Source organism: Flavobacteriales bacterium (genome assembly GCA_016124845.1).
Taxonomy (GTDB): domain Bacteria; phylum Bacteroidota; class Bacteroidia; order UBA10329; family UBA10329; genus UBA10329.
The window spans coordinates 1-23,882 of the sequence record WGMW01000013.1 but is presented as its reverse complement, the minus strand read 5'-3'; the positions used below and the strand labels follow the sequence as shown (position 1 = coordinate 23,882).

The 23,882-nt window shown below is 47.5% G+C and carries 23 protein-coding genes; 15 read left to right on the top strand and 8 right to left on the bottom strand.

Annotated features, from left to right (window positions below; translation table 11 throughout):
- The first annotated feature begins 50 nt into the window (after positions 1-50).
- Complete coding sequence (locus tag GC178_06430; GenBank protein MBI1287200.1) at positions 51-455, top strand: hypothetical protein; 405 nt, start codon at positions 51-53, stop codon at positions 453-455.
- Here GC178_06430 and GC178_06425 read toward each other — a convergent pair whose 3' ends face one another.
- The 4 genes from GC178_06425 to GC178_06410 are packed head-to-tail and all read right to left on the bottom strand — an operon-like array spanning position 456 to position 3,343.
- Positions 456-896: a DUF3299 domain-containing protein gene (locus tag GC178_06425; protein MBI1287199.1), complete on the bottom strand. Its 441-nt coding sequence runs from the start codon at positions 894-896 to the stop codon at positions 456-458.
- Positions 893-1,528: a hypothetical protein gene (locus GC178_06420; GenBank protein ID MBI1287198.1), complete on the bottom strand. Its 636-nt coding sequence runs from the start codon at positions 1,526-1,528 to the stop codon at positions 893-895. The genes GC178_06425 and GC178_06420 overlap by 4 nt, the downstream gene beginning before the upstream one ends.
- Positions 1,521-2,720: an FtsX-like permease family protein gene (locus tag GC178_06415; protein MBI1287197.1), complete on the bottom strand. Its 1,200-nt coding sequence runs from the start codon at positions 2,718-2,720 to the stop codon at positions 1,521-1,523. The genes GC178_06420 and GC178_06415 overlap by 8 nt, the downstream gene beginning before the upstream one ends.
- Positions 2,717-3,343 carry an ATP-binding cassette domain-containing protein gene (locus tag GC178_06410; GenBank protein ID MBI1287196.1) on the bottom strand — a complete coding sequence of 209 codons (627 nt, stop codon included), beginning with the start codon at positions 3,341-3,343 and terminating at the stop codon, positions 2,717-2,719. Before GC178_06410 ends, GC178_06415 begins: the two co-directional genes overlap by 4 nt.
- A gap of 65 nt (positions 3,344-3,408) precedes the next feature.
- On the opposite strand from GC178_06410, the gene hemB reads away from it, so the two are divergent.
- From hemB to GC178_06350, 12 genes are read left to right on the top strand one after another with little or no spacing between them, the layout of a single operon-like run.
- Positions 3,409-4,392, top strand: a complete 984-nt coding sequence (hemB, locus tag GC178_06405) for a porphobilinogen synthase (protein ID MBI1287195.1) — start codon at positions 3,409-3,411, stop codon at positions 4,390-4,392.
- Positions 4,393-4,399: 7 nt separating this feature from the next.
- Entirely contained in the window at positions 4,400-5,392 is a 993-nt protein-coding gene (locus GC178_06400; protein ID MBI1287194.1) for an amidohydrolase family protein, read from the top strand.
- On the top strand, positions 5,389-6,333 hold the full coding sequence (locus GC178_06395; protein MBI1287193.1) for a glycosyltransferase: 945 nt from the start codon (positions 5,389-5,391) through the stop codon (positions 6,331-6,333). Before GC178_06400 ends, GC178_06395 begins: the two co-directional genes overlap by 4 nt.
- On the top strand, positions 6,330-7,022 hold the full coding sequence (locus tag GC178_06390; protein MBI1287192.1) for a GNAT family N-acetyltransferase: 693 nt from the start codon (positions 6,330-6,332) through the stop codon (positions 7,020-7,022). The genes GC178_06395 and GC178_06390 overlap by 4 nt, the downstream gene beginning before the upstream one ends.
- Complete coding sequence (gene rffA, locus GC178_06385) at positions 7,000-8,145, top strand: dTDP-4-amino-4,6-dideoxygalactose transaminase (protein MBI1287191.1); 1,146 nt, start codon at positions 7,000-7,002, stop codon at positions 8,143-8,145. Before GC178_06390 ends, rffA begins: the two co-directional genes overlap by 23 nt.
- Positions 8,146-8,192: 47 nt before the next feature.
- The gene (locus GC178_06380; GenBank protein MBI1287190.1) at positions 8,193-9,299 is read left to right on the top strand and encodes an aminotransferase class V-fold PLP-dependent enzyme; all 1,107 of its coding nucleotides are present in this window, start codon (positions 8,193-8,195) and stop codon (positions 9,297-9,299) included.
- Entirely contained in the window at positions 9,292-10,053 is a 762-nt protein-coding gene (locus tag GC178_06375; GenBank protein MBI1287189.1) for a glycosyltransferase, read from the top strand. The genes GC178_06380 and GC178_06375 overlap by 8 nt, the downstream gene beginning before the upstream one ends.
- A gap of 17 nt (positions 10,054-10,070) precedes the next feature.
- The gene (locus GC178_06370; GenBank protein ID MBI1287188.1) at positions 10,071-11,429 is read left to right on the top strand and encodes a hypothetical protein; all 1,359 of its coding nucleotides are present in this window, start codon (positions 10,071-10,073) and stop codon (positions 11,427-11,429) included.
- Between the two features lie 19 nt (positions 11,430-11,448).
- Positions 11,449-13,545, top strand: a complete 2,097-nt coding sequence (locus GC178_06365) for a prolyl oligopeptidase family serine peptidase (GenBank protein MBI1287187.1) — start codon at positions 11,449-11,451, stop codon at positions 13,543-13,545.
- A 1-nt stretch (position 13,546) separates the two neighbouring features.
- Positions 13,547-15,388: a M1 family peptidase gene (locus GC178_06360; GenBank protein MBI1287186.1), complete on the top strand. Its 1,842-nt coding sequence runs from the start codon at positions 13,547-13,549 to the stop codon at positions 15,386-15,388.
- Positions 15,385-15,927: a DUF192 domain-containing protein gene (locus GC178_06355; GenBank protein MBI1287185.1), complete on the top strand. Its 543-nt coding sequence runs from the start codon at positions 15,385-15,387 to the stop codon at positions 15,925-15,927. The genes GC178_06360 and GC178_06355 overlap by 4 nt, the downstream gene beginning before the upstream one ends.
- The gene (locus GC178_06350) at positions 15,917-17,119 is read left to right on the top strand and encodes a hypothetical protein (protein ID MBI1287184.1); all 1,203 of its coding nucleotides are present in this window, start codon (positions 15,917-15,919) and stop codon (positions 17,117-17,119) included. Before GC178_06355 ends, GC178_06350 begins: the two co-directional genes overlap by 11 nt.
- 3 nt (positions 17,120-17,122) lie before the next feature.
- Here GC178_06350 and GC178_06345 read toward each other — a convergent pair whose 3' ends face one another.
- Complete coding sequence (locus GC178_06345) at positions 17,123-17,731, bottom strand: hypothetical protein (GenBank protein MBI1287183.1); 609 nt, start codon at positions 17,729-17,731, stop codon at positions 17,123-17,125.
- A gap of 90 nt (positions 17,732-17,821) precedes the next feature.
- On the opposite strand from GC178_06345, the gene GC178_06340 reads away from it, so the two are divergent.
- Both GC178_06340 and GC178_06335 read left to right on the top strand, forming a co-directional pair.
- Complete coding sequence (locus GC178_06340) at positions 17,822-18,439, top strand: HupE/UreJ family protein (GenBank protein MBI1287182.1); 618 nt, start codon at positions 17,822-17,824, stop codon at positions 18,437-18,439.
- Between the two features lie 29 nt (positions 18,440-18,468).
- Entirely contained in the window at positions 18,469-20,775 is a 2,307-nt protein-coding gene (locus tag GC178_06335; GenBank protein ID MBI1287181.1) for a M1 family peptidase, read from the top strand.
- A gap of 43 nt (positions 20,776-20,818) precedes the next feature.
- Here the strand turns inward: GC178_06335 and GC178_06330 are convergent, their stop codons facing one another.
- The 3 genes from GC178_06330 to GC178_06320 form a co-directional block, all read right to left on the bottom strand.
- Positions 20,819-22,105 (bottom strand): type II toxin-antitoxin system HipA family toxin, encoded by a 1,287-nt coding sequence (locus tag GC178_06330; GenBank protein ID MBI1287180.1) that lies wholly within the window; start codon positions 22,103-22,105, stop codon positions 20,819-20,821.
- Positions 22,099-22,455 (bottom strand): helix-turn-helix domain-containing protein, encoded by a 357-nt coding sequence (locus tag GC178_06325; GenBank protein MBI1287179.1) that lies wholly within the window; start codon positions 22,453-22,455, stop codon positions 22,099-22,101. Before GC178_06325 ends, GC178_06330 begins: the two co-directional genes overlap by 7 nt.
- 162 nt (positions 22,456-22,617) lie before the next feature.
- A complete protein-coding gene (locus GC178_06320) occupies positions 22,618-23,565 on the bottom strand; it encodes a hypothetical protein (protein ID MBI1287178.1) in 948 nt (315 codons plus the stop codon).
- Positions 23,566-23,882: the final 317 nt, after the last annotated feature.

Sequence of the window (23,882 nt, the reverse complement as noted above, 5' to 3'; positions counted from 1 at the left end):
GAGCAACCTTAATCATTTTGTTTCCGACCTTCATGGGTTACTTTTGAAATATGTCGGTGGAGGTAAATGATAGGGTAAAGGCCCAGACGTTTTACGAGGAGGTCAGGCAATGGCAATCGGAGATCAACACGCAGGTTATCGACCTCATGTTCTTTCAGCGGATTTTGGACATCTATGGCCTGAAGGCAGCAGAATCGGGCGATGCAGCAGATGTAGTTCACCTCAAGCGAACCCTTACATCATTTTTGGAACATCGGGTTGAAGGACACAAAAAGCTTCTACGGGAGCATGAAGAATACCTTTTGAAAATAGTTGAGGACCGTGTGCTTTTAAAGGACCGGGAATTTCCGTTCAAACATCAGGATGTCAGTAAAGAGGTGCAGGATTTCCGAGTTGGCGCACAGAGCCTCAAAACCAGCCTGTTTGAGAAGATTGAGCGGCTGAAAAACGCCTGATCATTTCACCACTTCCGCCTGGAAGAGCTGATACGGCACTGCATTCATTTCTCCTTGGGTATTGATCTGCAGAACACCTTTGAAGGTGACCATCTGATCAGTGGCGAATCGAGGGAATTTTCCTCCAGGGAATAATTCTACAACGGTTTCAGGTCCTGCGTTTCCGCAGAAGAAGCAGTTGGCAAACGGGTTGGCCGAAACCATGTACATACCAAGCTCCACATCCACAGGAATCACGTAGCCTTTAACTCGTATTTCTTTTCCGTTCAAAGCCATCAATTCATCCGAGAATTCAGGTGGTTTCACGTTCACTTCAAAACCGAATGTTTCGGAATATTCGCGATGGAATTTGACCTGTGCAAACGTGTTCCAGCTCACCAGGGTTTGAGCTGAAACGAATCCGCCCGACAGGGTAAAAAGAATGGAAAACAAGAGTTTCATTTCGCTTTAGCGTTGCGCAAGATATAATTACAATGTTCAAGGTCGTCCCAGTTCAGTTTTAACCGACCTTGAAATGTGACAATGTCATCGGCATTGAATGTTTTGTCCGGTCTGTTGGCAAACTGGAGCTCAACCACGCTTTCCGGGCCCGCATTTCCGCAAAAGAAGCAACTGGTGTACGGGTTGGCAGAAAGCACGTAATAATTGGATTCAATATCAATGGGAATGATGTAGCCTTCGATTTCCACCAGTATGCTGTCAAGTGCCAGAACCTCCTTGCTGAAATCAGGATACCACACGGTTTCGTCATACGCAGGGAAATAGCGGTCTTCCCAGTCAACTTTTGCAAGTAACGACCAATCAATTTTTTTGTGCTGCGCGATGCTTTGCAGCGAAATCAGGAAAAAGGAGAAAACGAGAAAAGGCAATGAACACTGATGTTTACTGATCCTGCAAATCGGGAATGATCGTTTTTTCGCGATAGACAAATCCTCCGCCTCGTCCCTCGGCACCTCCTTTGTAAAGGAGGAACCGGCCAGTTCCCCCTTCAAAAGGGGGTGGACCGAAAGTGGAGCTTGCGGAACTTTACGGGACGGGGGATTATTCTTCAAGGGAAAAAAGGCACTATTCATTTCTCAGAATGGTTGAAATGTCTGAACGATAAGCACGGATGGCGGGAATAATGGCCGCGACCAGACCTACACCAAGCGTGAGGGGCAGTAGCCAAATTTCTACCGCAGAAACACCACTTTGCGACACGCTGAAATGAAATTGTTCTTCTCCGAAAGATGAAAGTGTCATGATCGCTATTCGACCCAAGATGATGCCAAAAACGTATCCCGCCAAACACAGCAACAGGCTTTCCTGAATGACCAAAGCGAACAGTTTGGCAGGAGAAGCCCCCAAAGATCGCATCAGAGCGAGTTCGTATTTGCGTTCTTTCAATGAATTGAGCAACGAAATAAAAACACTCAAAGCAGCAATGATCATAATGAGAATTCCGATGGTTTGAAGCGTACTGAAACCGATTCCCATCAATTCATACAAACGATTGATCTCGATGGCTGGAAGCGCGGCCTGCATGGATGTTTTTTCGTTGATGAAACGCGGAAGCTGCATCATGCCCATCGGGTTTTTGAACTTGACCAATAACGCAGTGATCTGCGCAGATTCTTCATGGTGTTCGGCAGACTCATCATGCGCTTCTTCGTGATGATGGATGTCCCATACGCTTTCGGTGGAGGTGAGGATCAAACGGTCAGCAACCGTTCCTGTCGGTTCAAGAATCCCAACAACGGAGTAACGTTTTTCTTCATGTTCCTGACCTTCCTTTTCAAAACCGTGTGTTCCGTGAAAATGGTCACCAAGATTCAGTTCCAAGCGCGCGGCAACTGTACTTCCAAGCACCACTTCCATACTTTTTTGCCAAGGTTTCCCTTCTCGGAATTTGGCTTTGAAATGAGACAGATAAAGCGTGTCGGTTCCCACAATTCGAAAGCCTTGGTAACTATCGCCATACGAAAGCGGAATACTGTATTTCACCAACGGATGCCGCTGAATTTTGCTTACCTCGCTCAATGGAATATTTCCGGTTGGATTATCAATCTGATAAACGGCCGAAAGAATAAGTTGCAGTGGACTTCCCTTGGCGCCAACAACCATATCAATTCCTCGGATGTCACGGTTGAAGCGGTCGTTCAGTTGCCCGCTTACGGTAACGATGAAACTCACCATTCCCACACCGATGGAAAGCAGCATGACGCTAAGCGAAGTTGTGAGGAAATGCTCCTTCAGATTGGCGTATGCAAGCTGCAGCATTTTCATATTTCCACCGAGTATGGAAAGCGGTTTTTCAAACGCTGGTCGTGTGTCACGATGATGAGAGCAGCACCATGACCAGTTACGGTTTTCTGCAACAGATCGGCAACCAATTGGCAGTTCTCGTCATCCAAAGCGGAGGTTGGTTCATCTGCCAAAACAACTTTCGGTTGTGTGACCAATGCCCGCGCAATCCCAGCCCGCTGACGTTCGCCAATGCTCAGTTCGCTTGGGCGGTTGTTGGCCTTGTCCGCAATGCCAAGTTCAGTTAGTAGTTGCTTCGCGAAATTTTCATCATTCGGAAGACCCGCCAACGAACGTGCCAACTGCAAATTCTGCATCACACTGACCGAACGGATGAACTGCGCCTGCTGGAAAACCATTCCGATATTCTTTCCGCGAAAGCTGTCACGATTGCTGCCTTTCAGTTCTGTAATGGATTGTGCATCAATCGAAACCGAACCGGAATTCGGCTCCATCAATCCCGCCAAAAGGTGAAGCAAGGTCGTTTTGCCTTTTCCCGAGCGGCCAAGCACCAGCAGCACTTCTTCCGCCTTGACGGATAGGTTCGGGAACGAAAAACGCGGTCCGTTCGCGTAGCTGAAAGAAAGGTCTTCGGTCTGTAGCATTTCTTAGCCCTGCAAAACTAACGGGTTGATCGGAGCTTTGTACTTTTAGCCGACATTCTCAGACAATGCTTGAACGACCCAGACGAAACCGCGCCACCGAAGCCATCCGCAGCATGGTGCGCGAAACCCGCCTCGACCTTTCCAACCTCATTTATCCGCTGTTTGTGGTGGACGGAAAAGGAAAACGAGACGAGATCGGTTCGTTACCAGGCATTTTCCGCTTTTCGGAAGACCAAGTGTTGAAGGAAGTGGAGCAGAGCATGAACCTCGGACTTCGGTCGTTTGTGCTGTTTCCTGCGGTGGAAGAAAGTCTGAAGGACAAGGAAGCCACATACAGTTACGATGAGAAGAACTTCTATCTGCGCATTATCGCGAAGCTGAAAAAGGAATTTCCTGAAGGTTGCTTGGTGAGCGATGTGGCGATGGACCCGTACAGTTCTGATGGACATGACGGATTGGTGGAAGACGGCCGCATTTTGAACGATGAAACGCTGGATATTCTTGGCAGAATGGCCGTGGCGCAGGCTGAAGCAGGAATTGACATCATCGGTCCGTCAGATATGATGGATGGCAGAGTGCAGCACATCCGAGAAGAATTGGATGATGCGGATTTCGAGAATGTGGGTATTATGAGTTACTCGGCAAAGTACGCAAGCGCGTATTATGGTCCGTTCCGCGATGCGTTGGAAAGTGCCCCGAAAGCTGGCGACAAAAAAACCTACCAGATGGATCCTGCCAACAAGTGGGAAGCTCTTCGTGAAGCAGAATTGGACGCTTCTGAAGGAGCGGACTTCCTCATGGTAAAGCCCGCGATGCTGTATCTCGACATCATTCATTTGCTGAAGGAAAAGTTTGAGTTGCCGATTGCGGCTTACAACGTGAGTGGAGAATACGCTATGCTGAAAGCTGCGGCACAGAAAGGGTGGTTGGATTACGATAAGGCCATGCCCGAAATGTTGTTGAGCATCAAGCGTGCGGGTGCCACGGCCATTCTCACCTATTTTGCGAAGGAATACGCACAAATGCTGAAAGACGGGAAGCTTGCTTAAGATCGATATGCATACGCACATCATGCCGCGTGAAATGCCCGATTTCGCACGCAAGTTCGGCTATGGTGATTTCATCATGCTCGATCATGTAGCGCCTGGCGAAGCCAACATGATGCAGGGCAAACGCTTCTTCCGAAAGATCAAAGAGAACTGCTGGAATCCTGAGACACGGATTTCGGAGTATGAGGAATACAATACGCAGGTTCAGGTTGTATGCACAATTCCAGTTCTCTTCTCGTATTGGGCACGCCCGAAAGATGGTGCGGAGGTGGCCCGTTTTCTGAATGAAGATCTGGCGGAATCCATCGCGCCATACAAGAAGAATTATATCGGTTTGGGAACGCTTCCAATGCAGGACACAGACCTTTCCATTAAGGAATTGGAGCGATGTAAGGAATTAGGCTTCCCAGGTGTACAGATCGGCTCGAACATCAACGACAAGAACCTGAGCGAGCCTGAATTCTATCCCATTTTTGAGGCGTGTCAAGACCTCGGAATGGCGGTTTTCGTCCATCCTTGGAACATGATGGGAATGGATCAGATGCGGAAATATTGGTTGCCGTGGTTGGTAGGTATGCCAGCTGAGACATCACGGGCAATCACCTCCATGATCTTTGCTGGAATCTTTGAAAAGCTGCCCGAGTTGCGCGTCTGCTTTGCCCATGCTGGCGGCTCTTTCATACCCACAATCGGGAGAATTGAACACGGATTCAACTGTCGCCCCGATCTTGTGGCCATCGATAATGACGTTAACCCGAAGGAATATCTCGGCAAATTCTGGATCGATTGCATTACACACGATGCAGATACGTTGGAGTTCATCCTCAAGAAAACGGGCTCGAACCGTGTTTGTCTCGGAAGCGATTACCCATTCCCACTCGGAGATCTCGAGATCGGTAAATTCATTGAAGAAATGAACCTCCCACAGCAAACCGTTGAGGATATTTTCTGTAATTCGAGTTTGGAGTGGTTGAACCTATCGAAGGAGCGTTTCAATTGAGTAAAGCGGTCGAAATATCTGTTGTAAGTCCCGTTTACCGGGCGGAAGCGATTCTTCCTGAACTGGTTCGAAGGTTAAAATCGGAACTTTCCACTATTGGTATTACCTATGAAATCGTGCTGGTGGATGACCGCTCGCCAGATGGTTCTTGGAAGGCAATGAAGTCGTTGGCCGCGGACACGCCCGAACTCAAGTGCTTTCGCTTGAGTAGGAACTTTGGACAGCACAACACGATTACCGCAGGATTGAGCTTGGCTCAAGGCAACTGGATCGTGGTGATGGACTGTGACCTCCAAGATCGACCGGAAGAGATTTCAGCGCTTTATCGGAAAGCAATAGAAACAAAGGCGGACGCGGTTGTTGCAAGACGTGCTGAACGTAGGGACACGTGGCTGAAGCGGATGTCTTCCAGGTTTTATTACACAACGTTCAGTTATTTGACAGACACGGTTCAGGATCCAGCCGTGGCCAACTTCGGCATCTATAACCGAAAAGTTATAGAGGCAATTCTTTCCATGAGGGATCAGATCCGATACTTCCCAACCATGCTCCAATGGGTCGGTTTTCAGCGCGAATACGTGGATGTGGAACACGATGCACGGGCGGAAGGAGAATCTTCTTACAACTGGAAAAGCCTGTTCGCTTTGGCATTCAATAATATTCTGGCCTTCTCCGACAAACCTCTGAAACTCACCGTCAGGTTCGGATTTTGGATTGCGCTCATATCGTTGGGAATCGGAATCTTCTATCTGATCCAGTACTTCATGGGCGAGATTGATGTACTCGGTTTCGCCAGTCTCATCGTGTCCATCTCGTTCTTTTCTGGCATGAACATCATGATTCTGGGAATGATTGGCCTTTATCTCGGAAAGGTGTTCGAGAAGGTGAAGGATAGGCCGAACTTTATCATCAGCGAAACAACCGAAAGTAGCGCCCAATGAAGGTGGCCAAGTTGGAATGGGATTCGAACTTTTTCGGATATCCTGTGGGCATTATCAAATTGGAGAGTGGACCGTTTGACGAGAGTGACCTCAAGAATTTGACGAGTGAAATGAAACTGGTTTACGTCACAAGCCAGAAAGAGATTGATTCCGACCTACTTTCATGCGGAGATACGAAGGTGGTTTTTGGAAAGGAACCCGTAAACCGGGAATTTCCAATGGAGGTCGTGGAGGCACCTGTTGAGTTGATGGAGGAAATGAAAGCCATCGGGCTACAGAGTGGAGTCTGGTCCCGTTTTGCGCTCGATCAGAATTTCAAGCATTCGGATTTCGAAAAGATGTACGGCATCTGGGTGGAGCGTAGCATGAAGAAGGAAATCGCCTATCGAACGCTAACGGTTCTGATCGATGAAAAACCTGGCGGGATTCTCACTTTGGGTGATGACGGCAATGGAGTTTCAGCCATTGGCCTGTTTGCAGTGGCAGAAGGGCATCGGGGAAAAGGAATTGGGCGTAAATTGCTCCAAGCTGCTGATGCCATCAGTTTCGTTAGGGGAGACCGCGAACTCAGGGTGGCAACACAGGGGAAAAACAGTTCAGCGTGTGCCGTCTATGAGCATTTTGGATTCAAACGGATTAGTGAAACCTACATCTACAATTATTGGAATGAAGCATTTACCGTTCAATAAGCCATACCTCACAGGCAACGAGACGAAGTACATCATTGAGGCGGTAGATTCTGGGAAGATCTCAGGCAATGGCATGTTCACCAAAAAGTGCCAGGAATGGATAACCCGCCACACGGGAGCAAACAAAACCTTGCTTACCACTTCATGCACGGACGCCTTGGAGATGTCGGCCATCCTGGCGAACATTCGGGAAGGGGACGAGGTGATTATGCCTTCATTCACGTTTGTCTCCACGGCCAATGCGTTCATTTTGAGGGGCGCGAAGGTGGTTTTTGTTGATAGCCGTCAGGATCACCCAGGAATGGATGAATCCCTCATTGAAGAGGAGATTACTCCAAAAACGAAGGCAATCGTCTGCGTTCACTACGCGGGTGTGGCCTGCGACATGGACAGGATCATGACTTTGGCCAAAAAACACGGTCTTTTTGTGGTTGAAGATGCGGCACAGGGTATTGACAGCTATTTCATTGGAGCTGACGGGATAAAAAAAGCATTGGGAAGTATCGGTCATTTTGGGACGTATTCATTCCACGAGACCAAGAATATCCAATGCGGGGAAGGAGGCGCCCTAATGATCAATGACACTGAGTTCGAAAAACGGGCAGAGATCATTTGGGAAAAGGGGACCAACCGCGCGGCTTTCTGGCGTGGAGAGATAGACAAATACGGCTGGGTGGATATCGGCTCATCGTTTCTACCATCCGAGATTGTGGCGGCCTTTCTTTATGCGCAGTTTGAAAAAGCCGAAGAAATTCAGGATAGACGAAAAGTAATTTGGAAGCAGTACTGGGAAGGCATGTCTGGTCTATTCCAGAACGGATCGGTCAAAGGGCCATCCATTCCTGATTATGCGACCAATAACGCCCACATGTTCTATCTGGTTTGTGATAATGAGAATCAACGAGGCGAACTCATTGCGCACCTCAAAAAGAATGAGATCCATAGCGTTTTCCATTACCAATCACTGCACAAGGCGCGGTTCTTTGGCGACCAATACAAAGGTCAACCATTGACAAACACGGACAGATACAGCGAGTGTCTGGTCAGGCTTCCACTTCACCTGGATCTTGACGATGCGGATGTGGCTCGTGTGGTGGACGAAGTGAATCGCTTTTACAGCTGATTCCAAGCTAAAGCCACGGGCGAACCGATGTGGCGCAAGAACGAAAAATGAAAGTTCCGTTCATAGACCTGAACCCGATTCATGCAGCCATTCAACAAGAAATGGAGCAGGCATTTAGTGAGGTATATGCAAGCAATCAATTTATTCTGGGAGGCCGACTCGAACGGTTTGAAAAGGAATTCGCGGAATTTTGCGAGACCAAGTTTGCCATTGGGGTAAACAGCGGCACGGACGCGCTCATTCTATCGTTGCGAGCTTTGGAAATTGGGTCGGGCGATGAGGTCGTTCTTCCCTCCAATGCATACATCGCTACGGTCATGGCCGTATCTCAGGTTGGTGCCATTCCTGTTTTTGTGGAGCCGAACGAGCGGACCTTCAACATTGATCCGAATAGGATTGAATCAGCCATTTCTCCAAGAACAAAGGCGATCATTCCGATTCATTTTTTCGGTCAGACATGTGAAATGAATTCGATTATGGAATTGGCAGAGAAACGGGGTTTGTTTGTAATTGAGGATAATGCGCAGGCACATGGAGCCGAGGTTGCGGGCAAACGAACGGGTTCATGGGGACATCTGAATGCGACCAGCTTTTACCCGACCAAGAATTTGGGCGCTTTGGGAGATGCTGGCGCGATAACCACGGACAACGAGCAACTGGCAAACCGATTGAGAATGCTCTGTCACTACGGTTCCATGCAAAAGAATGAGCACGCGATCATTGGCCAAAACAGCCGCTTGGATGAATTACAGGCCGCGTTTCTCTCGATTAAGCTGAAACACCTCAATAAATGGAACGCTGAGCGCAAGAAAATAGCCAACAGGTATCACGAGCAACTGGCAGGAATCGGAGATTTGATTCTGCCAAAAGCGACATCTACAAGGCCTCATGTTTACCACCAATACGTGATTCGAACAGAAAAGCGGGACGGGCTGCGTCAACACTTGGCCAAGAGCGGTGTGGAAACCGCGATTCACTATCCAAAACCACCACACCTACAAGAAGCGTATGCGTATCTCGGTTACAGAAAAGGGTCATTTCCAATAGCTGAAAGAATAGCAGAGACGAGTCTGAGTCTTCCGATGTTCGTTGGAATCACCGAGGAACAGCAGGAATACGTAAATAACACCACGAAAGCGTTTTACCATGCCTAAAATCTCGGTAATCATTCCATGCTATTTCAACGAGGGAAACATTCCAGTAACTACAGCGGCTTTGATTGAAAACGAGAATCGTTTTCCAGAGGATGTTGAGTTCGAGTATGTGATGGTGGATGACGCATCAGGCGATGGCACTCTCGGTAAGTTGCTCGAATTCAAGAAGAAAGACCCGCAAAGAATAACGGTACTTAAACTTAGGTCAAATGTCGGCTCGTACGGAGCAATCATTGCGGGACTTCAGCATACAGAAGGCGATTGTATTGTTGTTATGGCGGCCGATCTTCAAGACCCGCCAGAAACCATCATCTCAATGTATACGCAATGGACAAAAGGGTATAAGGTGGTTGTCGGAAAAAAGCTGGTTTCTGTGAGGGCGATGGCATCAAGTCCATTGCCTTGGATATTTCATCATCTCATGAAAAGAATTATTCCCACACTTCCGAGCGGAGGATTCGATTTCTGCTTATTCGACCAGACCCTAAAGCGGCAGCTACAAAAACAGGCGCAACATGGAATAAATAACCTCTATCTTTTACTATCCCCTGGACGCGAGTTCAGGGAAGTTTCCTTTACAAAGAGCAGCCGGCAGATTGGGGAGTCTATGTGGACAATGGGGCGAAAGGTGAGTCTGGCAACCAGAACCCTGCTTTTCTTTGCATCGCGTAGAGTATCGGTCCTCCATTATTTGTGGAAGACATGCTTGGCTAAAGGTTCGCAGCCACTGTTCGTTATCGAAAAGATATTTTAGGCCATAGATTGGATTAAATGAGACGGGTTGTAGAAAACAGATTGATAATAGCGCAGTTAGTTGTTCTTGCGGTAGGTTTTTCGCTTTATCATCTTTTTCTGGATTATAACTATTGCCTTAGTGCTGATGATTTCTCTGGAATCGACTATGCTACAGACGGAATCCCTGGTCTGAGCTACGCTTGGCGATTTTATTTTGGATGGGAGGGTCCGTTCCTTTCCATGATTGTTCAGGGGCTATTCATGCGGGCGGTGGCTATCGGGGTGCCCCCCTTCGTTGTCCTATTTTCCGTAAAACTTGTTCTTTTGTTCTCTTCGTTGACGCTGATCACAAGTATCTCAAACAGGTTTTGCCTCGCATGGAACCTAGATCAACGGTTGTTTCTCTCCTTGGTTTTTCAGGTAACGCTTTATCTGATTTCGCCCAATAGATCGGAGATATGGCACTGGCTTATCGGAACGGCTTACCTGACCCCATTGATATTCTTACAGCTTGGAGCAGCATTATTGATTCAGGGTCGTGTCATTGCGTCCATGGTTCCCTTGGCGTTTGTCATGCAAAGCCGTGCTACCTATTCTTTGATTGTTTTTGGCTTCATCGCCCTGTTGTGTCTTGCCAGCATCATACTCAAGTGGAAGAACCGAAGAAAATGGCTTTTGCTTGGGGCAGGACTGTGCGCTTTTCTACTGATCTATCTGGTTGCTCCTGGCAATTATGTGAGGATGAGTGAACACGGAAATTCCGTTTCGTTCATGGCTTCGCAGTTCAAGGTCGGGCTCCACAATCTGCTTGTGTCTTACAATCTGGCCAAGACGGACAGAATATTGTTGGCGCTTTTAGCTGCGTATCCCGTTTTGTCTGGAGCAGAGCGGGACCTAAAACCAGAGAAAATCTGGGTCTGGTTTGTCCCGATTGTTGTTTATATGGGGTTTGCCGTGGTACACGAACTCATCTTCGTGATTGTGACAGGGTATTGCGAATGGACACGCGTTCTGTCGTTACATTCCTTTCTTTTTTTGGCAATGGCATTAGTTTATGGGCTTTGGTTTTGTTCATTCATCTCAGTTCGAACAAGAGCCTTGGTCGTACCGTTTTCTGTTTTGGGAGTTGTTGGTCTTTGTCTGAGGCTTTTTACTGGTTTTGGCGCAGAATTGAGCAGTGCAGAACAACTGAAATCAAACTATGACAGACGCTTGAATACCATATTCTCACACAAGGGTCAAGACACATTATTTGTTGAACCATTAAGTTATAATGGAGTCCTTTACTTTGAAGATTTTTCAGAGGATCCTGACAACTGGATAAATAAAGATTTTCGAAAGGCCTATGGACTCGAATTCAAAGTTGCGCTGAAGAAAGATGGCACGGCAGAATAATGGCACATGTAGCCTTTTAATGACAAACGTTGTTTCGGGTTGTAGCGAACAGAATCAGGAAGCAAATAAGGCGATGAAACCACCAATTGCGGCCATCGAGCCATATGAAATGACCATTCATGGTCACACACGCGTTGACAATTATTTCTGGCTGAGAGAGCGCGAAAACCCAGAAGTGATCAACTATCTGGAAGAGGAGAACGCCTACACGGAACACGAACTGGCAGACACCAAGCAGTTTCAGGATGACCTGTACAAGGAAATGAGAAGCCGCATCAAAGAAGATGACGAAAGCGTGCCGTACATGGACAACGGATACTACTATTACACGCGCTACGAGGGAGGGAGGGAGTATAGGATACATTGCAGAAAAAAAGGCTCGTTGGATGCGCCCGAGGAAGTGTTCCTTGATGAGAATGAATTGGCCGAAGGACACGACTATTTCTCTTTGGGGAGAATTGAAATAAGTGATGACAACAAGATCGCTGCGTTCGGAATCGACACGGTAAGTAGGAGGCTTTATACCATTCATTTCAAAAATCTGGACACGGGAGAAATGTACTACGAGACCATTGCCAATTGCGCTGGTGGAGGAGCTTGGGCCAAGGACAACAAGACCTTTTTCTATATTGGAAAAGACACCGAGACACTAAGAACAAACCGAATTCTTCGTCACGAATTGGGCGCAGATGTGCGCGAAGATTTTGAGGTTTATTTAGAGAAGGATGAGACCTTTACCTGCTATGCGTGGCGTACCAAAAGCAAGGATTACATCTTCATTGGCTCGTTTCAAACGGTGTCTTCAGAATATCGAATGCTTGATGCAAACAACCCAACGGGTGAATTCACGGTCATACAGGCGCGCGAAAGAGATCACGAGTACAACGTCTCCCATTTCGGAGACAAGTTCTATATCGTTACAAACTGGAACGCGAAGAATTTTCGGTTGATGGAGACTCCAGTTTCAAAACCAGGGAAGGAAAACTGGAAAGAGGTTATTGCGCATCGTCCAGAGACTCTGCTTGAAAACATCGAAATATTCAGAAATTATCTGGTGGTGGCAGAGCGAACGGCTGGACTGCCACAGCTGCGAATCATCGACCAGAAAACGGGTTCGGAGCATTACTTGGATTTTGGCGAGGAAGCCTACACGAGCTACATAGGCACCAACATGGATTTCGACATCGAGGTTCTTCGCTACGGTTATTCTTCGCTCACCACGCCTTGGTCAACGCTTGATTACAACATGCGAACGCAAGAGAAAACCCTACTGAAAGAACAGGAAGTGTTAGGTGATTTCGACAGGAACAATTATCAGACCGAGCGCGTGATGGTGACGGCAGGCGATGGAACGCAGGTTCCGATGTCAATCGTTTACAGGAAGGGCCTGAAAAAGGACGGGGTCAACCCAACATTGCTGTATGCGTACGGTTCCTACGGGGCAACCATGGACCCCTATTTCAGTTCAATACGGCTGAGTTTATTGGACCGTGGCTTCGTTTACGCCTTGGCGCATATCCGTGGAGGTCAGGATCTTGGAAGGCAATGGTACGAGGACGGAAAACTGCTTAAGAAGAAGAACACATTCACGGATTTCATCAATTGTGGAGAATTCCTCATCGAGAAAGGTTACACCACCAAAGATGATTTATTTGCCATGGGAGGGTCTGCTGGAGGGCTGCTGATGGGAGCGGTCGTCAACATGCGACCCGATCTTTGGAAGGGCGTGGTCGCTCAGGTTCCGTTTGTCGATGTGATAACGACCATGCTGGACGAGAGCATTCCGCTTACAACGGGCGAATATGACGAATGGGGAAACCCGAACGAAAAAGAATACTACGACTACATATTGAGCTACTCACCATACGATAACGTGAAGGGGCAGGATTATCCGAACATGCTGGTGACAACTGGTCTGCACGATAGTCAGGTTCAGTATTGGGAACCCGCCAAATGGGTGGCCAAGCTGAGGGACAAGAAAACGGACAATAACGTTCTATTGCTTCACACCAACATGGAGGCGGGACACGGAGGCGCCAGCGGTCGCTTCGAAAGTTTGAAGGAAACGGCCATGGAATACGCGTTCATGTTCAAACTTGTTGGAATAAAAGAATGATATGCAAAGACTCGGAACAACGGCATTTTTAATCCTGTTTTCATTTGGGGCAATGGCTCAACACGGCTATTGGCAACAGCACGTTTCCTATCAGATGGAAGTTGACATGGATGCGGCCAAACATCAATTTTCAGGGAAACAGAAGTTGGTTTATACGAACAATTCCCCTGACACACTCACCAAGGTTTTCTACCATCTGTATTTCAACGCGTTTCAGCCCGGAAGCATGATGGACATCCGTTCGAGAACGATTCCTGACCCGGATCCGCGCGTGGGAGATAGAATCTCAAAGTTGAAACCGGATGAGATCGGTTATCACCAGATTGACAAATTCACACAGGACGGAAAGCCGTTGGAATATCATATTCAGGGAACGGTGGTTGAGGTAAAACTGTCAGAACCGATTCTTCCTGGTGGGAAGTCAGAGTTCTTGATGGATTTCCATTCGCAAGTTCCGTTGCAGGTGCGCAGAAGCGGAAGAGATAACGCGCAAGGCATTGATTATTCCATGACGCAGTGGTACCCGAAAATGGCCGAATATGATTACGAAGGATGGCACTCCGACCCGTATGTTGGCCGAGAGTTCTATGGTGTTTGGGGCGACTTTGATGTGAAGATCTCCATCGATAAGAAGTATACGGTCGGAGGAACAGGCTATCTGCAAAACCCCAATGAGATTGGACATGGATACGCAGTTTCCGATGCGGATGTCAAAGAACCATTGGGAGAGAAACTCACGTGGCATTTTGTGGCACCACAGGTCCACGACATCGCTTGGGCGGCAGATCCCGATTACATCCACGACACCAAGCAGGTTCCAGATGGACCGCTTCTGCACTTTTTCTATCAGCCAGATACGGTTAGAAACTGGACGCGCTTGGAGAATGATTTCGTTGCCGCATTCGGCATTATGAACGAGAAATTCGGCAAATACCCATACAAGCAGTTTTCGGTCATTCAGGGTGGAGATGGCGGCATGGAATACCCCATGGCCACGCTTATCGCCCCCGGAACCACGTATGGTGGCCTTTTGAGTGTGACGGTTCACGAGGCGTTTCATAATTGGTATTACGGTGTGCTTGCCACCAATGAGGCCAAGTATCCATGGATGGATGAAGGGTTTACCTCTTACGCACAGGATCATGTGCTGAATGCGCTTTCTCCGAAACCCGTGGAGAATCCTCATGCCAACGACATTAAGGCCATGGCCGATCTGTATGCAAATGGTCTACAGGAACCGCTCACCACGCATGCAGACCATTTTCAGACCAATTACTGTTACAGCATTTCGTCTTACGTGAAAGGCTCTATCTTTTTGATGCAGCTGGAATACATCGTTGGCAAAGAGGCGTTCTGGAAAGGCATGAAACGTTATTTCAATGAATGGAAATTCAAGCATCCGAACCCGAACGATTTCATTCGAGTAATGGAAAAAACATCTGGCCTGGAACTGAACTGGTTCTTGGACCTTTGGGTCGGCACAACTCAGACCATTGATTACAGCATTGAGGAACTAGACAAGGAGAAAAAAGGTCGAACGGAAATTGTTCTAAAGCGCAATGGGCCATTTCCGATGCCGCTGGACATAAAGATCGTTGACAAGGAGGGCAATGAAAGTTGGTACTACATTCCCTTAGGGCTGATGCGAGGTGAAAAACCCGCAGACGAAGGCCAGGAGAACCGAACCGTTCTGCCCGATTGGGAATGGACCAATCCAACGTATAGTTTTGAGGTCGATTTGAAGAAACGAAAGATCGAGTCGATTGTGATTGACCCTTCGGGGCGTTTGGCCGATCTGAACAACACTAACGGAATTTATCCTTTTCCGAAAGAGAGAAAATGACACACACAAAAAATAGACACTCCCTGATTCTGGCCGCAGGCCTACTTTTTATGGCAATGGTTGGGTGCAACAATGGAGCGGACAAAGGCACGGGTACAGATCACAGCGGAGCAGATCAAACAAAAGTTCACCAAGCAGGGCCTCAATTTAAGAAGGAGGGAGAACTTTGGCTGACGCATGCAGAAGGAGACACCATTCGTCAGTTGGACATCGAGATAGCAGACATTGAAAGTGAGCGCACCATTGGCCTGATGCACCGCTGGAGCATGCCCGACACGCAAGGAATGCTATTCATTTTTGAGGAAGAAGAACCACGTTCGTTCTGGATGCACAACACGCTTATGGGGCTGGACATCATTTTCATACGAGAGGATGGAACCATCGAAAGCATTGCTAAATACTGCGTGCCAAAATCTGACAAATCGATTCCGTCCAAAGGCCCCTCTACGTATGTTTTGGAAGTGAAAGAAGGCTTCAGCGACATTTATGGGTTGGTACCAGGCGATAAGATCTCATACGTCCGAACAGATGGAAAGTAGAACAGCGAAGCAAATCACATTTTTCATTCTCTCCCTGTTCATCGGTGTTTCCTCATTCGCGCAGCAGAAACTAAAGATCGAGTCGTACAAACCGCTTTCGGAGCAATGGCTTTTGCTGACCAAAGACCGCAAATTCATCAGCGACCACGACAGTCTTAATGAGGAAATGGTGGATCTGGTGAACGCGTTCGTGGTAGATAGCGTGCTTCCATCAAAAAGCCAGCGTCATCGGGTGGCTGCGGCAGGTTGGGTCATCAGCATTTTCGGCTATAAATGGAAGGCACTTTCCATGACCAAGTTGAAGTTTGTGGGAACGGAGCGTGATGGCATCCGCGTGCCAAGCGAACCACCGCTATTCACGGAATATGACGTGAATTTCAACCTCATTCCGCATACGCGGAGATACATTGACGTGCTATGGCCTGGCTATGTTCAGAAGTGCGAGAGGAACCGCTTTAAGCGCATCAAAAACTTGGAAGAGCCGCCATGCGTCTATCCCGAAACACTTGAAAACATCAATAAGTATCGGCTGCATTGCGAGATCACACCTCCCGTAAAATACCGCGCCATGCTCAACGAGAAGTTCTATCCGTGCATTCGTCCCCATTCATCTATGGAGCATTACGCACTTGGTTCTGATCAGACCACCATTGGTGGGTATGGAGCCTTTGTGGCCGACTACAACCATACGGGCGGACCTGAAATGCATCCGTACGAATGGCTTTGGTGGTATGACACACACCCTGACCGTTTGAAGGAAAAAGCGCAGACATGGTTCATCGGTTTCATGCGCGAGTCGAGCAACCGATTCCGTGGATGGTACAAGAAAAAGGAGCCAAGAGTTGGGCAGATCTCGGTGCCGTTTGTGTTCGACCTGAAAAACGACACTCTAAAAATAACACTTGAACACTTGATTCATGATCTGTTCAATGCAGAGGGTCTGACGACACTGGAAAATGTGCCAGGGAGTGCCTCAGACATGTACTTTTTAGAGAAGAATTTCTCCCTCGATGAGGCTGGATTGACAGGAAAGGTTATCAGGTACACCACATCAAATCCCATCCGAAAAGAGGGGATGAAAACGTGGTTTTCTCACCTCAATTGGGATAAGGAGCGAAACCTCTTAACAGGTTATTTGAACCTTGGGGTTTCGGTAATGGAACTTTACAATGCGAAGTTGAGTTTCGAGTGAAAATCACTCGAACGCTTTCCGTACGTGTTTCCAAGCATGAGACATTTCGGTTGAGAAATGACCCAACTTGTCTGAAGCTTCACCAGCGCGTTTCTCCAGGTCTTTCTGGAATTCCTGCAATTTGACGGAAGCCTCTTTCTTACGCTTTTCCCACTCCTGCTCACTCTCCATCTTGGCCAGTTGAAGCTGCAATTTGAAGATGTCAAACTTAACCTGGTAGTCGTGGAGTTTCAATGAAAGATCTTCCAAAAACGCATCTGAATGTTCCTTGCTTGTATTGAAAACGAGGTCAAGGTCGGAGCGTAGTTGTTCCAATCGTTTTTTCAATTCTTTCTGTTGTTCGCGAAGCAGGTCTTCGGAAGTTGCTTTGCCAAGCGCGGCCTGAACGCGCAAATCTTCCAACGTGGCCTTGATCTTGGCCGCCTGCTCCTTATTGAGCTCTTTTGCCTCATCCAGCCGAGATGACATTTTCACTGTCCAATCGCGGAGGTTTGCTTTCTGCTCTTCAAATGCTTTTTCTGCATCAGCCTTGCCCAAATGCAATTGCACGTTCAATCCTTCAACGGTTGTTTTCAGGTTTTCCAAATGGTCTTTGATGGTCTTCTTTTCCATGGTGTCAATTATTTGGCACAAAAGGTAGAAGATTTCCTCAAATCGAAAACTGATAGAGGTTAGACCCTGCGTAATCTTAATTTCGGGCGTATGTTCCCAACCTACCTCCAACTCGGCTTTGAGCATATTACCGACCTGACCGGCTACGACCACATGCTGTTTCTGTTGGCGCTGTGTGCTGCTTATGTTTATTCCGATTGGAAGAAGATCCTGGTGCTTGTCACGGCTTTCACGCTCGGACATTCCATTACATTGGCGCTGGCGGTTTTGAACATCATTCCCGTCAATGCGGCCTGGGTCGAGTTCCTTATTCCAGTTACGATTGCAGCCACTGCGGCAAAGAACCTCCTCAGTTTTAAAGTGGCGCCCTCCTTTGCAGAAAGCAGTTCACCGTTCCGCGAGCCGGAAAAGGCACAAACCGCCATTTTGGATCTGACCTACCTGATGGCGTTGACGTTCGGTCTGATTCACGGTATGGGATTTTCCAATTACCTCCGTTCGCTTTTAGGCGATGAATTGCTGATGCCACTTTTCGCGTTTAACGTGGGTTTGGAATTAGGCCAGTTGCTGGTCGTTGCGCTCATTTTCGGGCTGCAATTTGTATTGATGAACACAATTCGCGTGAAGCCGAAGCATTGGAACCTCATCGTTTCCCTCACCGCAGGCGCCATTTCGTTACTTTTGGCCGCCCAAAGAATTCCGTTCTGAGTTCATTCAGAACCACTTATGCTATTTCTATGAGACGATTTGCCCTTTCTTTTTTCATCCTTTTTCCGTTTTTCGTCAATGCCCAGCAATCTGCGCGAGACAAGTTTGAACAGTTGGGAACCGAACTTCCCACACCTAATGTTTATCGCACGGCAAGTGGCGCGCCTGGCCACGAATACTACCAGCAGCAGGTAGATTACGACATGAAAGTGGAGCTGGACGATGAGACGCAACGCATCTATGGTTCGAGTACCATCACATACGTCAACAATTCGCCAGATGAATTGACTTATCTGTGGTTGCAATTGGATCAGAACGTTCGGGCGCAGGACAGCGATTCGAAGAAGATTGAAACGGGAACAATCAGTGATCGCATGAACTTCGGTGATCTGGCGCGCATGCACAACAATTTCGATGGCGGGTTCAAGATCGAGTATGTGAAAGACGGAGCAGGAAATGACCTGCCATACACGATTGTGAAAACCATGATGCGCGTGGATCTGCCGAAACCATTGAAAGCCAAAGGCAAGACGAGCATCAAACTGAAGTGGTGGTACAACATCAACGACCGTATGGAAATCGGTGGTCGTTCTGGGTATGAGTTTTTCCCCGAGGATGGAAATTACCTCTACACCATTGCGCAATGGTTTCCAAGACTGTGCGTTTACAACGAAGTTGAAGGATGGCAGCACAAGCAGTTCTTGGGCCGTGGTGAGTTTGCGCTTCCATTCGGAGATTATAAGGTCGATATCACCGTTCCAGCGGATCACATTGTAGGCGCAACAGGCTTTTGCCAGAACTACAGCCAAGTGCTAACTGCCGAACAGAAGCAACGTTTCGATGAGGCGAAGAACGCGGATGAACCCGTCATCATCGTTACGCAAAGCGAAGCCGAGGAGAACGAAAAGGAAGGAACCAAAGACAAGAAAACGTGGACGTTTAAAGCAACCAACGTGCGTGACTTTGCCTTTGCGTCATCACGTAAATTCATCTGGGACGCGATGGGCGTGGAGATCGCGGGCAAGAAGGTGATGGCGATGAGCTATTACCCGAAAGAGGGAAATCCGCTTTGGGAGCAGTATTCTACCAGAGTTGTCGCTCATACGCTACGAACCTACAGCAAACACACCATCGATTACCCGTATCCCGTGGCCATTTCGGTTCATGCAAGATCCATCGGAATGGAGTATCCGATGATCTGCTTCAACTTCGGACGACCAGAAAAGGACGGAACGTATTCCGATTACATCAAGTATCGGATGATCGGGGTGATCACGCATGAGGTCGGGCACAATTTCTTCCCCATGATCATCAATTCGGATGAGCGCCAATGGACATGGATGGACGAAGGGCTGAACTCATTCGTGGAGTATTTGGCGGAGATCTCATGGGACAAGGATTTCCCTGTACGCAGAGGTCCTGCACCGAACATTGTCGATTATATGAAGGGCGATAAGAGCGGCATGGTGCCGATTATGACCAACAGCGAGAGCATCAAGCAGTTCGGGAACAACGCTTACGGAAAACCTGCCACGGCCCTGAACATTCTGCGTGAGACGATTCTTGGTCGTGAGTTGTTTGATTACGCCTTTAAGGAATATGCAAGACGTTGGGCGTTCAAACACCCGACACCCGCAGACCTGTTCCGCACTATGGAAGATGCTTCGGGTGTGGATCTTGATTGGTTCTGGAGCGGTTGGTTCTACACCACCAATCATTGCGATCAAAGTCTGGACGCGGTAAAATGGTTCCAAATAGACACGAAAGACCCAGCGGTTGAAAAGCCGTTGGCCAAAAAACGCGATGAGGCGAAGGAGGTTTACATCAGCGATATCCGCAACGAAACAGCCTACCAAAGCGTGGTGGAGAAGGACGCGAAGACCCGCGATTTCTACAATAATGAATACGACCCTTACAGGTGGACGATCCTTGATTCTGAGGAGTATGACAAGTACTTGGCGAGTTTGGATAATGAAGAGAAAGAATTGCTCAACTCTGGGTTGAACTACTACGAAATTGACCTTTCATCGCCTGGCGAATTGGTCATGCCAGTCATCTTCGAGTTTGAGTTTGCGGATGGCACCAAGGAAGTGCATCGCATTCCTGCCGAGATATGGAAGATGAACGATAAGAACATCAGCAAGGTCTTCTATTCCAAAAAGGAACTGGTACGTGTTGTACTCGATCCATTTTTGGAAACAGCGGATGTGGACCGTAACAACAATTATTGGCCGCCAAAGCAGGAACCGACACGGTTTGAGCTGTTCAAATCCAGCCATCACGACAGTGAAAACCCCATGCAGCGCGCCAAACGCGCCAAGGAAAGGGGGAATTGATAGTATCTTTGATACTATCAGCCGAAAACCTCCAATGGTTTGATCAGGAATTGATCAATCGCCCAATGCTCTCCGCCTGAGTTTCAGGAATGCCAGCTGTTGATGCGAACTCGTTCCACTTACTTGCCGCTTCTTGAACAGCGGAAATGATTTCTAATGGCTTTTTGATGTTCATTTCGCTGGCCACTTTCAGCAGGTCAGCCCTGTAAATGTTTTCACGTTTTCCATTTACCGAAAGCTGGTGCTGTTTCAGCCAACGGTTATCGGGGTTGTAAGCATAAGTGACATCGTAGGCAGGAGAGAGCTTCCATTCTCCGCGCTTGTTCATCAGAAAGGAAATGTTCTTCGTGTGGTCATCGCAGTTGAAACAGATGACGTTGAATACCATTCTGCGGAACAGTTCCTCCGCATCAGGATACGGAAGCCGCAATTGCCGCATGACCTGAAATGCCTGTTCGTACGAATACACATTCGGCATGTTGTAATCGAAATGTGCCATGCCGCACAGCGTTTGCATGTGTAGTTTTTCCGGTCCGCTGCGGTCAAACCGTTTGGTCATGAAATGCGCGCGGCCGCCTTCTTCCAGCAGGCGGCATTCGGTCATGTTGATGCCACATTCCTTGGCCATGAGGTGATACGCATACTCAATGCGCCCATAACCCTGCGGATCGCCCAACAGGTCGTTGCTCACACCATCAAATTTGATGATCCAATGTTCGTAGCCTTCCGACTGTTGTGCCTGCCCCGAACGCACATCACCTGTTTGCGGATTGTAGGCAATAATGGCCTTGGCACGCGCTCCGCCAGCGGAAGTTCCCACACGGATAATGTCTTCAATACCGTGATTTTTGGGATTGTCCAAATTGGTTTTGAGCGCATTGCGTTGATGCAGAATATCGCTGGCCAATTGCACCAACTCATCAACCTGTAGCGGCTCAGATTCCTGCTCAAACGAAGCAATGGCGGGTTTGAATTCCAGCGCACCCATTCCGCGTGAACCGATGTAGCAGAGCTTTTCTATTGGGTTCATGCTTTGCACGGTTCGTCCTTGTCGCGAGAGCCATTCCTCGATCAAGCGGTTACCGAATTTGTCAGGCAGACTGTCGGCCAGCAGGCCAGGCAATCCTTGATATGTTTCGGGGTTGAGCGAAGGAAACAGAAAGATGCGCTTTCCGTTCCGAGCCTCGGCCAATGGCATTTTCAACGGAGCAACGTCCAAATCCTGCTTCAGAAAATCAGTTTCGAATTCGAAAACACCATGATTGGCGGCCTCGTTCCACGCAACCGCACCTACGCGAATTCCCCAAAGAAGCACTTCGGCCACTACCATGCGGAATCGTTTTTATCGGTAGTGTGTCGTTTGCCCGAAGCACGGTAACGCTGCGGTTTCTGCTCTTTCAGCAATTGCAGCGGACTGATTTCTGGAGAAACGCTTTGGAAGGCATCGAGTAGGTCGAGGCGGTTCAAGGCACGTAGCAATTGAATGAGCGTGAGCAATGAAACCGATTGTCCTTTTTCGATGCGACTGATGGTGGCACGACCAAGCCCAGAACGTTCGGCCAGTTCTTCCTGTGTGATGTTCTGGTCGAGACGTATTTGGCGCAATTGCGAACAGATGCGGTTCACAATGGCCGTGTCACTCATGGCCGACCAGTCTTCTGTGATGCTTTTCTGATACATTAACCTTTTATTTAAGTGTTAATACATCGTTTATGATACAAATGTAATCATTTCATCATTTGCGTCAAAAACATCACAATAAAGCCAAATAATAGATTTAATGTATCAATATAAGCGCGTTAATAGTTGTAGGTCTTGAAAGGACAGGCTACAGAGAATAGGTTACTTCCGTATTAATTCAATGGCTTGGCTCGTATTTGGGGAAGAACTGAGAATAATTTCTTCATCCAGCCCTTCAGCAGAAATTTTAATTGCAGCCGTGTTGGGAGGAATGCTTCCTTCATTTTCAGCGTGCATAATCAGGTAATTGTTGCCTGGAGAAAGTTTAGCGTTTAATGTAGCTCCTGCCTTAGTAACTCTCAAACCTTTTACAATCCACTCTCCATTCAGGCTAACAGAAATAATATCTCCATCTTCAGTTGAATTGTCTCGAAGATGTAGCTCAACGTTTTCAGCAGAAGTATTGATGGATTTTTTAACATCAACGGAGCGGTTCAAGTAGGTTGAGGGGGTTGAGGATTTCTTTCGGTATTTGATTTCAAAAACAAGGTCATTCACATCTTTTCCGAAAAAACTTAGTGAGTTTTCCCTCTCGACCCATTTTCCGTTACGATTACATGAGTATGAAAGAATTTCAAAATTGTCTGGCAGAACCCAAACCAATGCGATGTGACTGAAACCAAGAGATCTTCCTTCCCAAAAGAAACCATAGTGTCCATCTACGTTTTTCTTATCATCAGTTCTAACGGTATATACACCGTTATCGTCAATGGTTAACTCTTTGCTCGTGAGAGTGTCATTCAGAATAATTGAATTAGCCCCACTTAAGAACCTCAACCGATCAAAGAATTCATTTTCCAAAGGTTCACGTATGTAATCGTTAGGATTTACATACAGGAAGTATTGGAGCGGGCTTTTCCCCTTTTCTAAATACCTGTATGTTTCTGGAAAATCTGAATTTACATTCGTGTAGGAAGTATAACTTTTCCCATCTTTATTCAAATATGAAATGGACTCAAACTCAGCTTTTTGAGCTTGGAGTAAAAATGACTGAACCAGTAACACGATTAGCAATGCCACACGATAGATCATACCTAAACCGACTTCCAATAACCGATGGTTATGCATATCAAAACTTTATGATGAATGCTTTTGGGGTTTCCAACCCAGAACTTGACAAAAGATACGACAAGAAAAACATTATCAATCTAATTCTAACTGAAGCAAGGTGGACGGGGACAGAAAACCTTCCTTCCAAAGAAATTCAGGTTCGCACCATCAAAGAATTTCGCGCGTCTCCCTATAACGGATGGCAAGATAATTGAAACCCTTACAAATAAAGGATTGTAGCATGAATTTGATAGCGATACATAGAAAATACAATACACAGAAAAAGTGTATTCAATTACTGGAAGAAATACGCTGGA

What these genes read in the sequence shown, in the direction of transcription:
- GC178_06355 (MBI1287185.1), top strand. Translation starts at nt 15,385, where the DNA reads ATGACACACACAAAAAATAGACACTCCCTGATTCTGGCCGCAGGCCTA.
- GC178_06365 (MBI1287187.1), top strand. Translation starts at nt 11,449, where the DNA reads ATGACAAACGTTGTTTCGGGTTGTAGCGAACAGAATCAGGAAGCAAAT.
- GC178_06325 (MBI1287179.1), bottom strand. Translation starts at nt 22,455, where the DNA reads ATGTATCAGAAAAGCATCACAGAAGACTGGTCGGCCATGAGTGACACG.
- GC178_06390 (MBI1287192.1), top strand. Translation starts at nt 6,330, where the DNA reads ATGAAGGTGGCCAAGTTGGAATGGGATTCGAACTTTTTCGGATATCCT.
- GC178_06335 (MBI1287181.1), top strand. Translation starts at nt 18,469, where the DNA reads ATGAGACGATTTGCCCTTTCTTTTTTCATCCTTTTTCCGTTTTTCGTC.
- GC178_06410 (MBI1287196.1), bottom strand. Translation starts at nt 3,343, where the DNA reads ATGCTACAGACCGAAGACCTTTCTTTCAGCTACGCGAACGGACCGCGT.
- hemB (MBI1287195.1), top strand. Translation starts at nt 3,409, where the DNA reads ATGCTTGAACGACCCAGACGAAACCGCGCCACCGAAGCCATCCGCAGC.
- GC178_06345 (MBI1287183.1), bottom strand. Translation starts at nt 17,731, where the DNA reads ATGGAAAAGAAGACCATCAAAGACCATTTGGAAAACCTGAAAACAACC.
- GC178_06340 (MBI1287182.1), top strand. Translation starts at nt 17,822, where the DNA reads ATGTTCCCAACCTACCTCCAACTCGGCTTTGAGCATATTACCGACCTG.
- GC178_06430 (MBI1287200.1), top strand. Translation starts at nt 51, where the DNA reads ATGTCGGTGGAGGTAAATGATAGGGTAAAGGCCCAGACGTTTTACGAG.
- GC178_06420 (MBI1287198.1), bottom strand. Translation starts at nt 1,528, where the DNA reads ATGAATAGTGCCTTTTTTCCCTTGAAGAATAATCCCCCGTCCCGTAAA.
- GC178_06350 (MBI1287184.1), top strand. Translation starts at nt 15,917, where the DNA reads ATGGAAAGTAGAACAGCGAAGCAAATCACATTTTTCATTCTCTCCCTG.
- rffA (MBI1287191.1), top strand. Translation starts at nt 7,000, where the DNA reads ATGAAGCATTTACCGTTCAATAAGCCATACCTCACAGGCAACGAGACG.
- GC178_06415 (MBI1287197.1), bottom strand. Translation starts at nt 2,720, where the DNA reads ATGAAAATGCTGCAGCTTGCATACGCCAATCTGAAGGAGCATTTCCTC.
- GC178_06360 (MBI1287186.1), top strand. Translation starts at nt 13,547, where the DNA reads ATGCAAAGACTCGGAACAACGGCATTTTTAATCCTGTTTTCATTTGGG.
- GC178_06400 (MBI1287194.1), top strand. Translation starts at nt 4,400, where the DNA reads ATGCATACGCACATCATGCCGCGTGAAATGCCCGATTTCGCACGCAAG.
- GC178_06425 (MBI1287199.1), bottom strand. Translation starts at nt 896, where the DNA reads ATGAAACTCTTGTTTTCCATTCTTTTTACCCTGTCGGGCGGATTCGTT.
- GC178_06370 (MBI1287188.1), top strand. Translation starts at nt 10,071, where the DNA reads ATGAGACGGGTTGTAGAAAACAGATTGATAATAGCGCAGTTAGTTGTT.
- GC178_06375 (MBI1287189.1), top strand. Translation starts at nt 9,292, where the DNA reads ATGCCTAAAATCTCGGTAATCATTCCATGCTATTTCAACGAGGGAAAC.
- GC178_06380 (MBI1287190.1), top strand. Translation starts at nt 8,193, where the DNA reads ATGAAAGTTCCGTTCATAGACCTGAACCCGATTCATGCAGCCATTCAA.
- GC178_06330 (MBI1287180.1), bottom strand. Translation starts at nt 22,105, where the DNA reads ATGGTAGTGGCCGAAGTGCTTCTTTGGGGAATTCGCGTAGGTGCGGTT.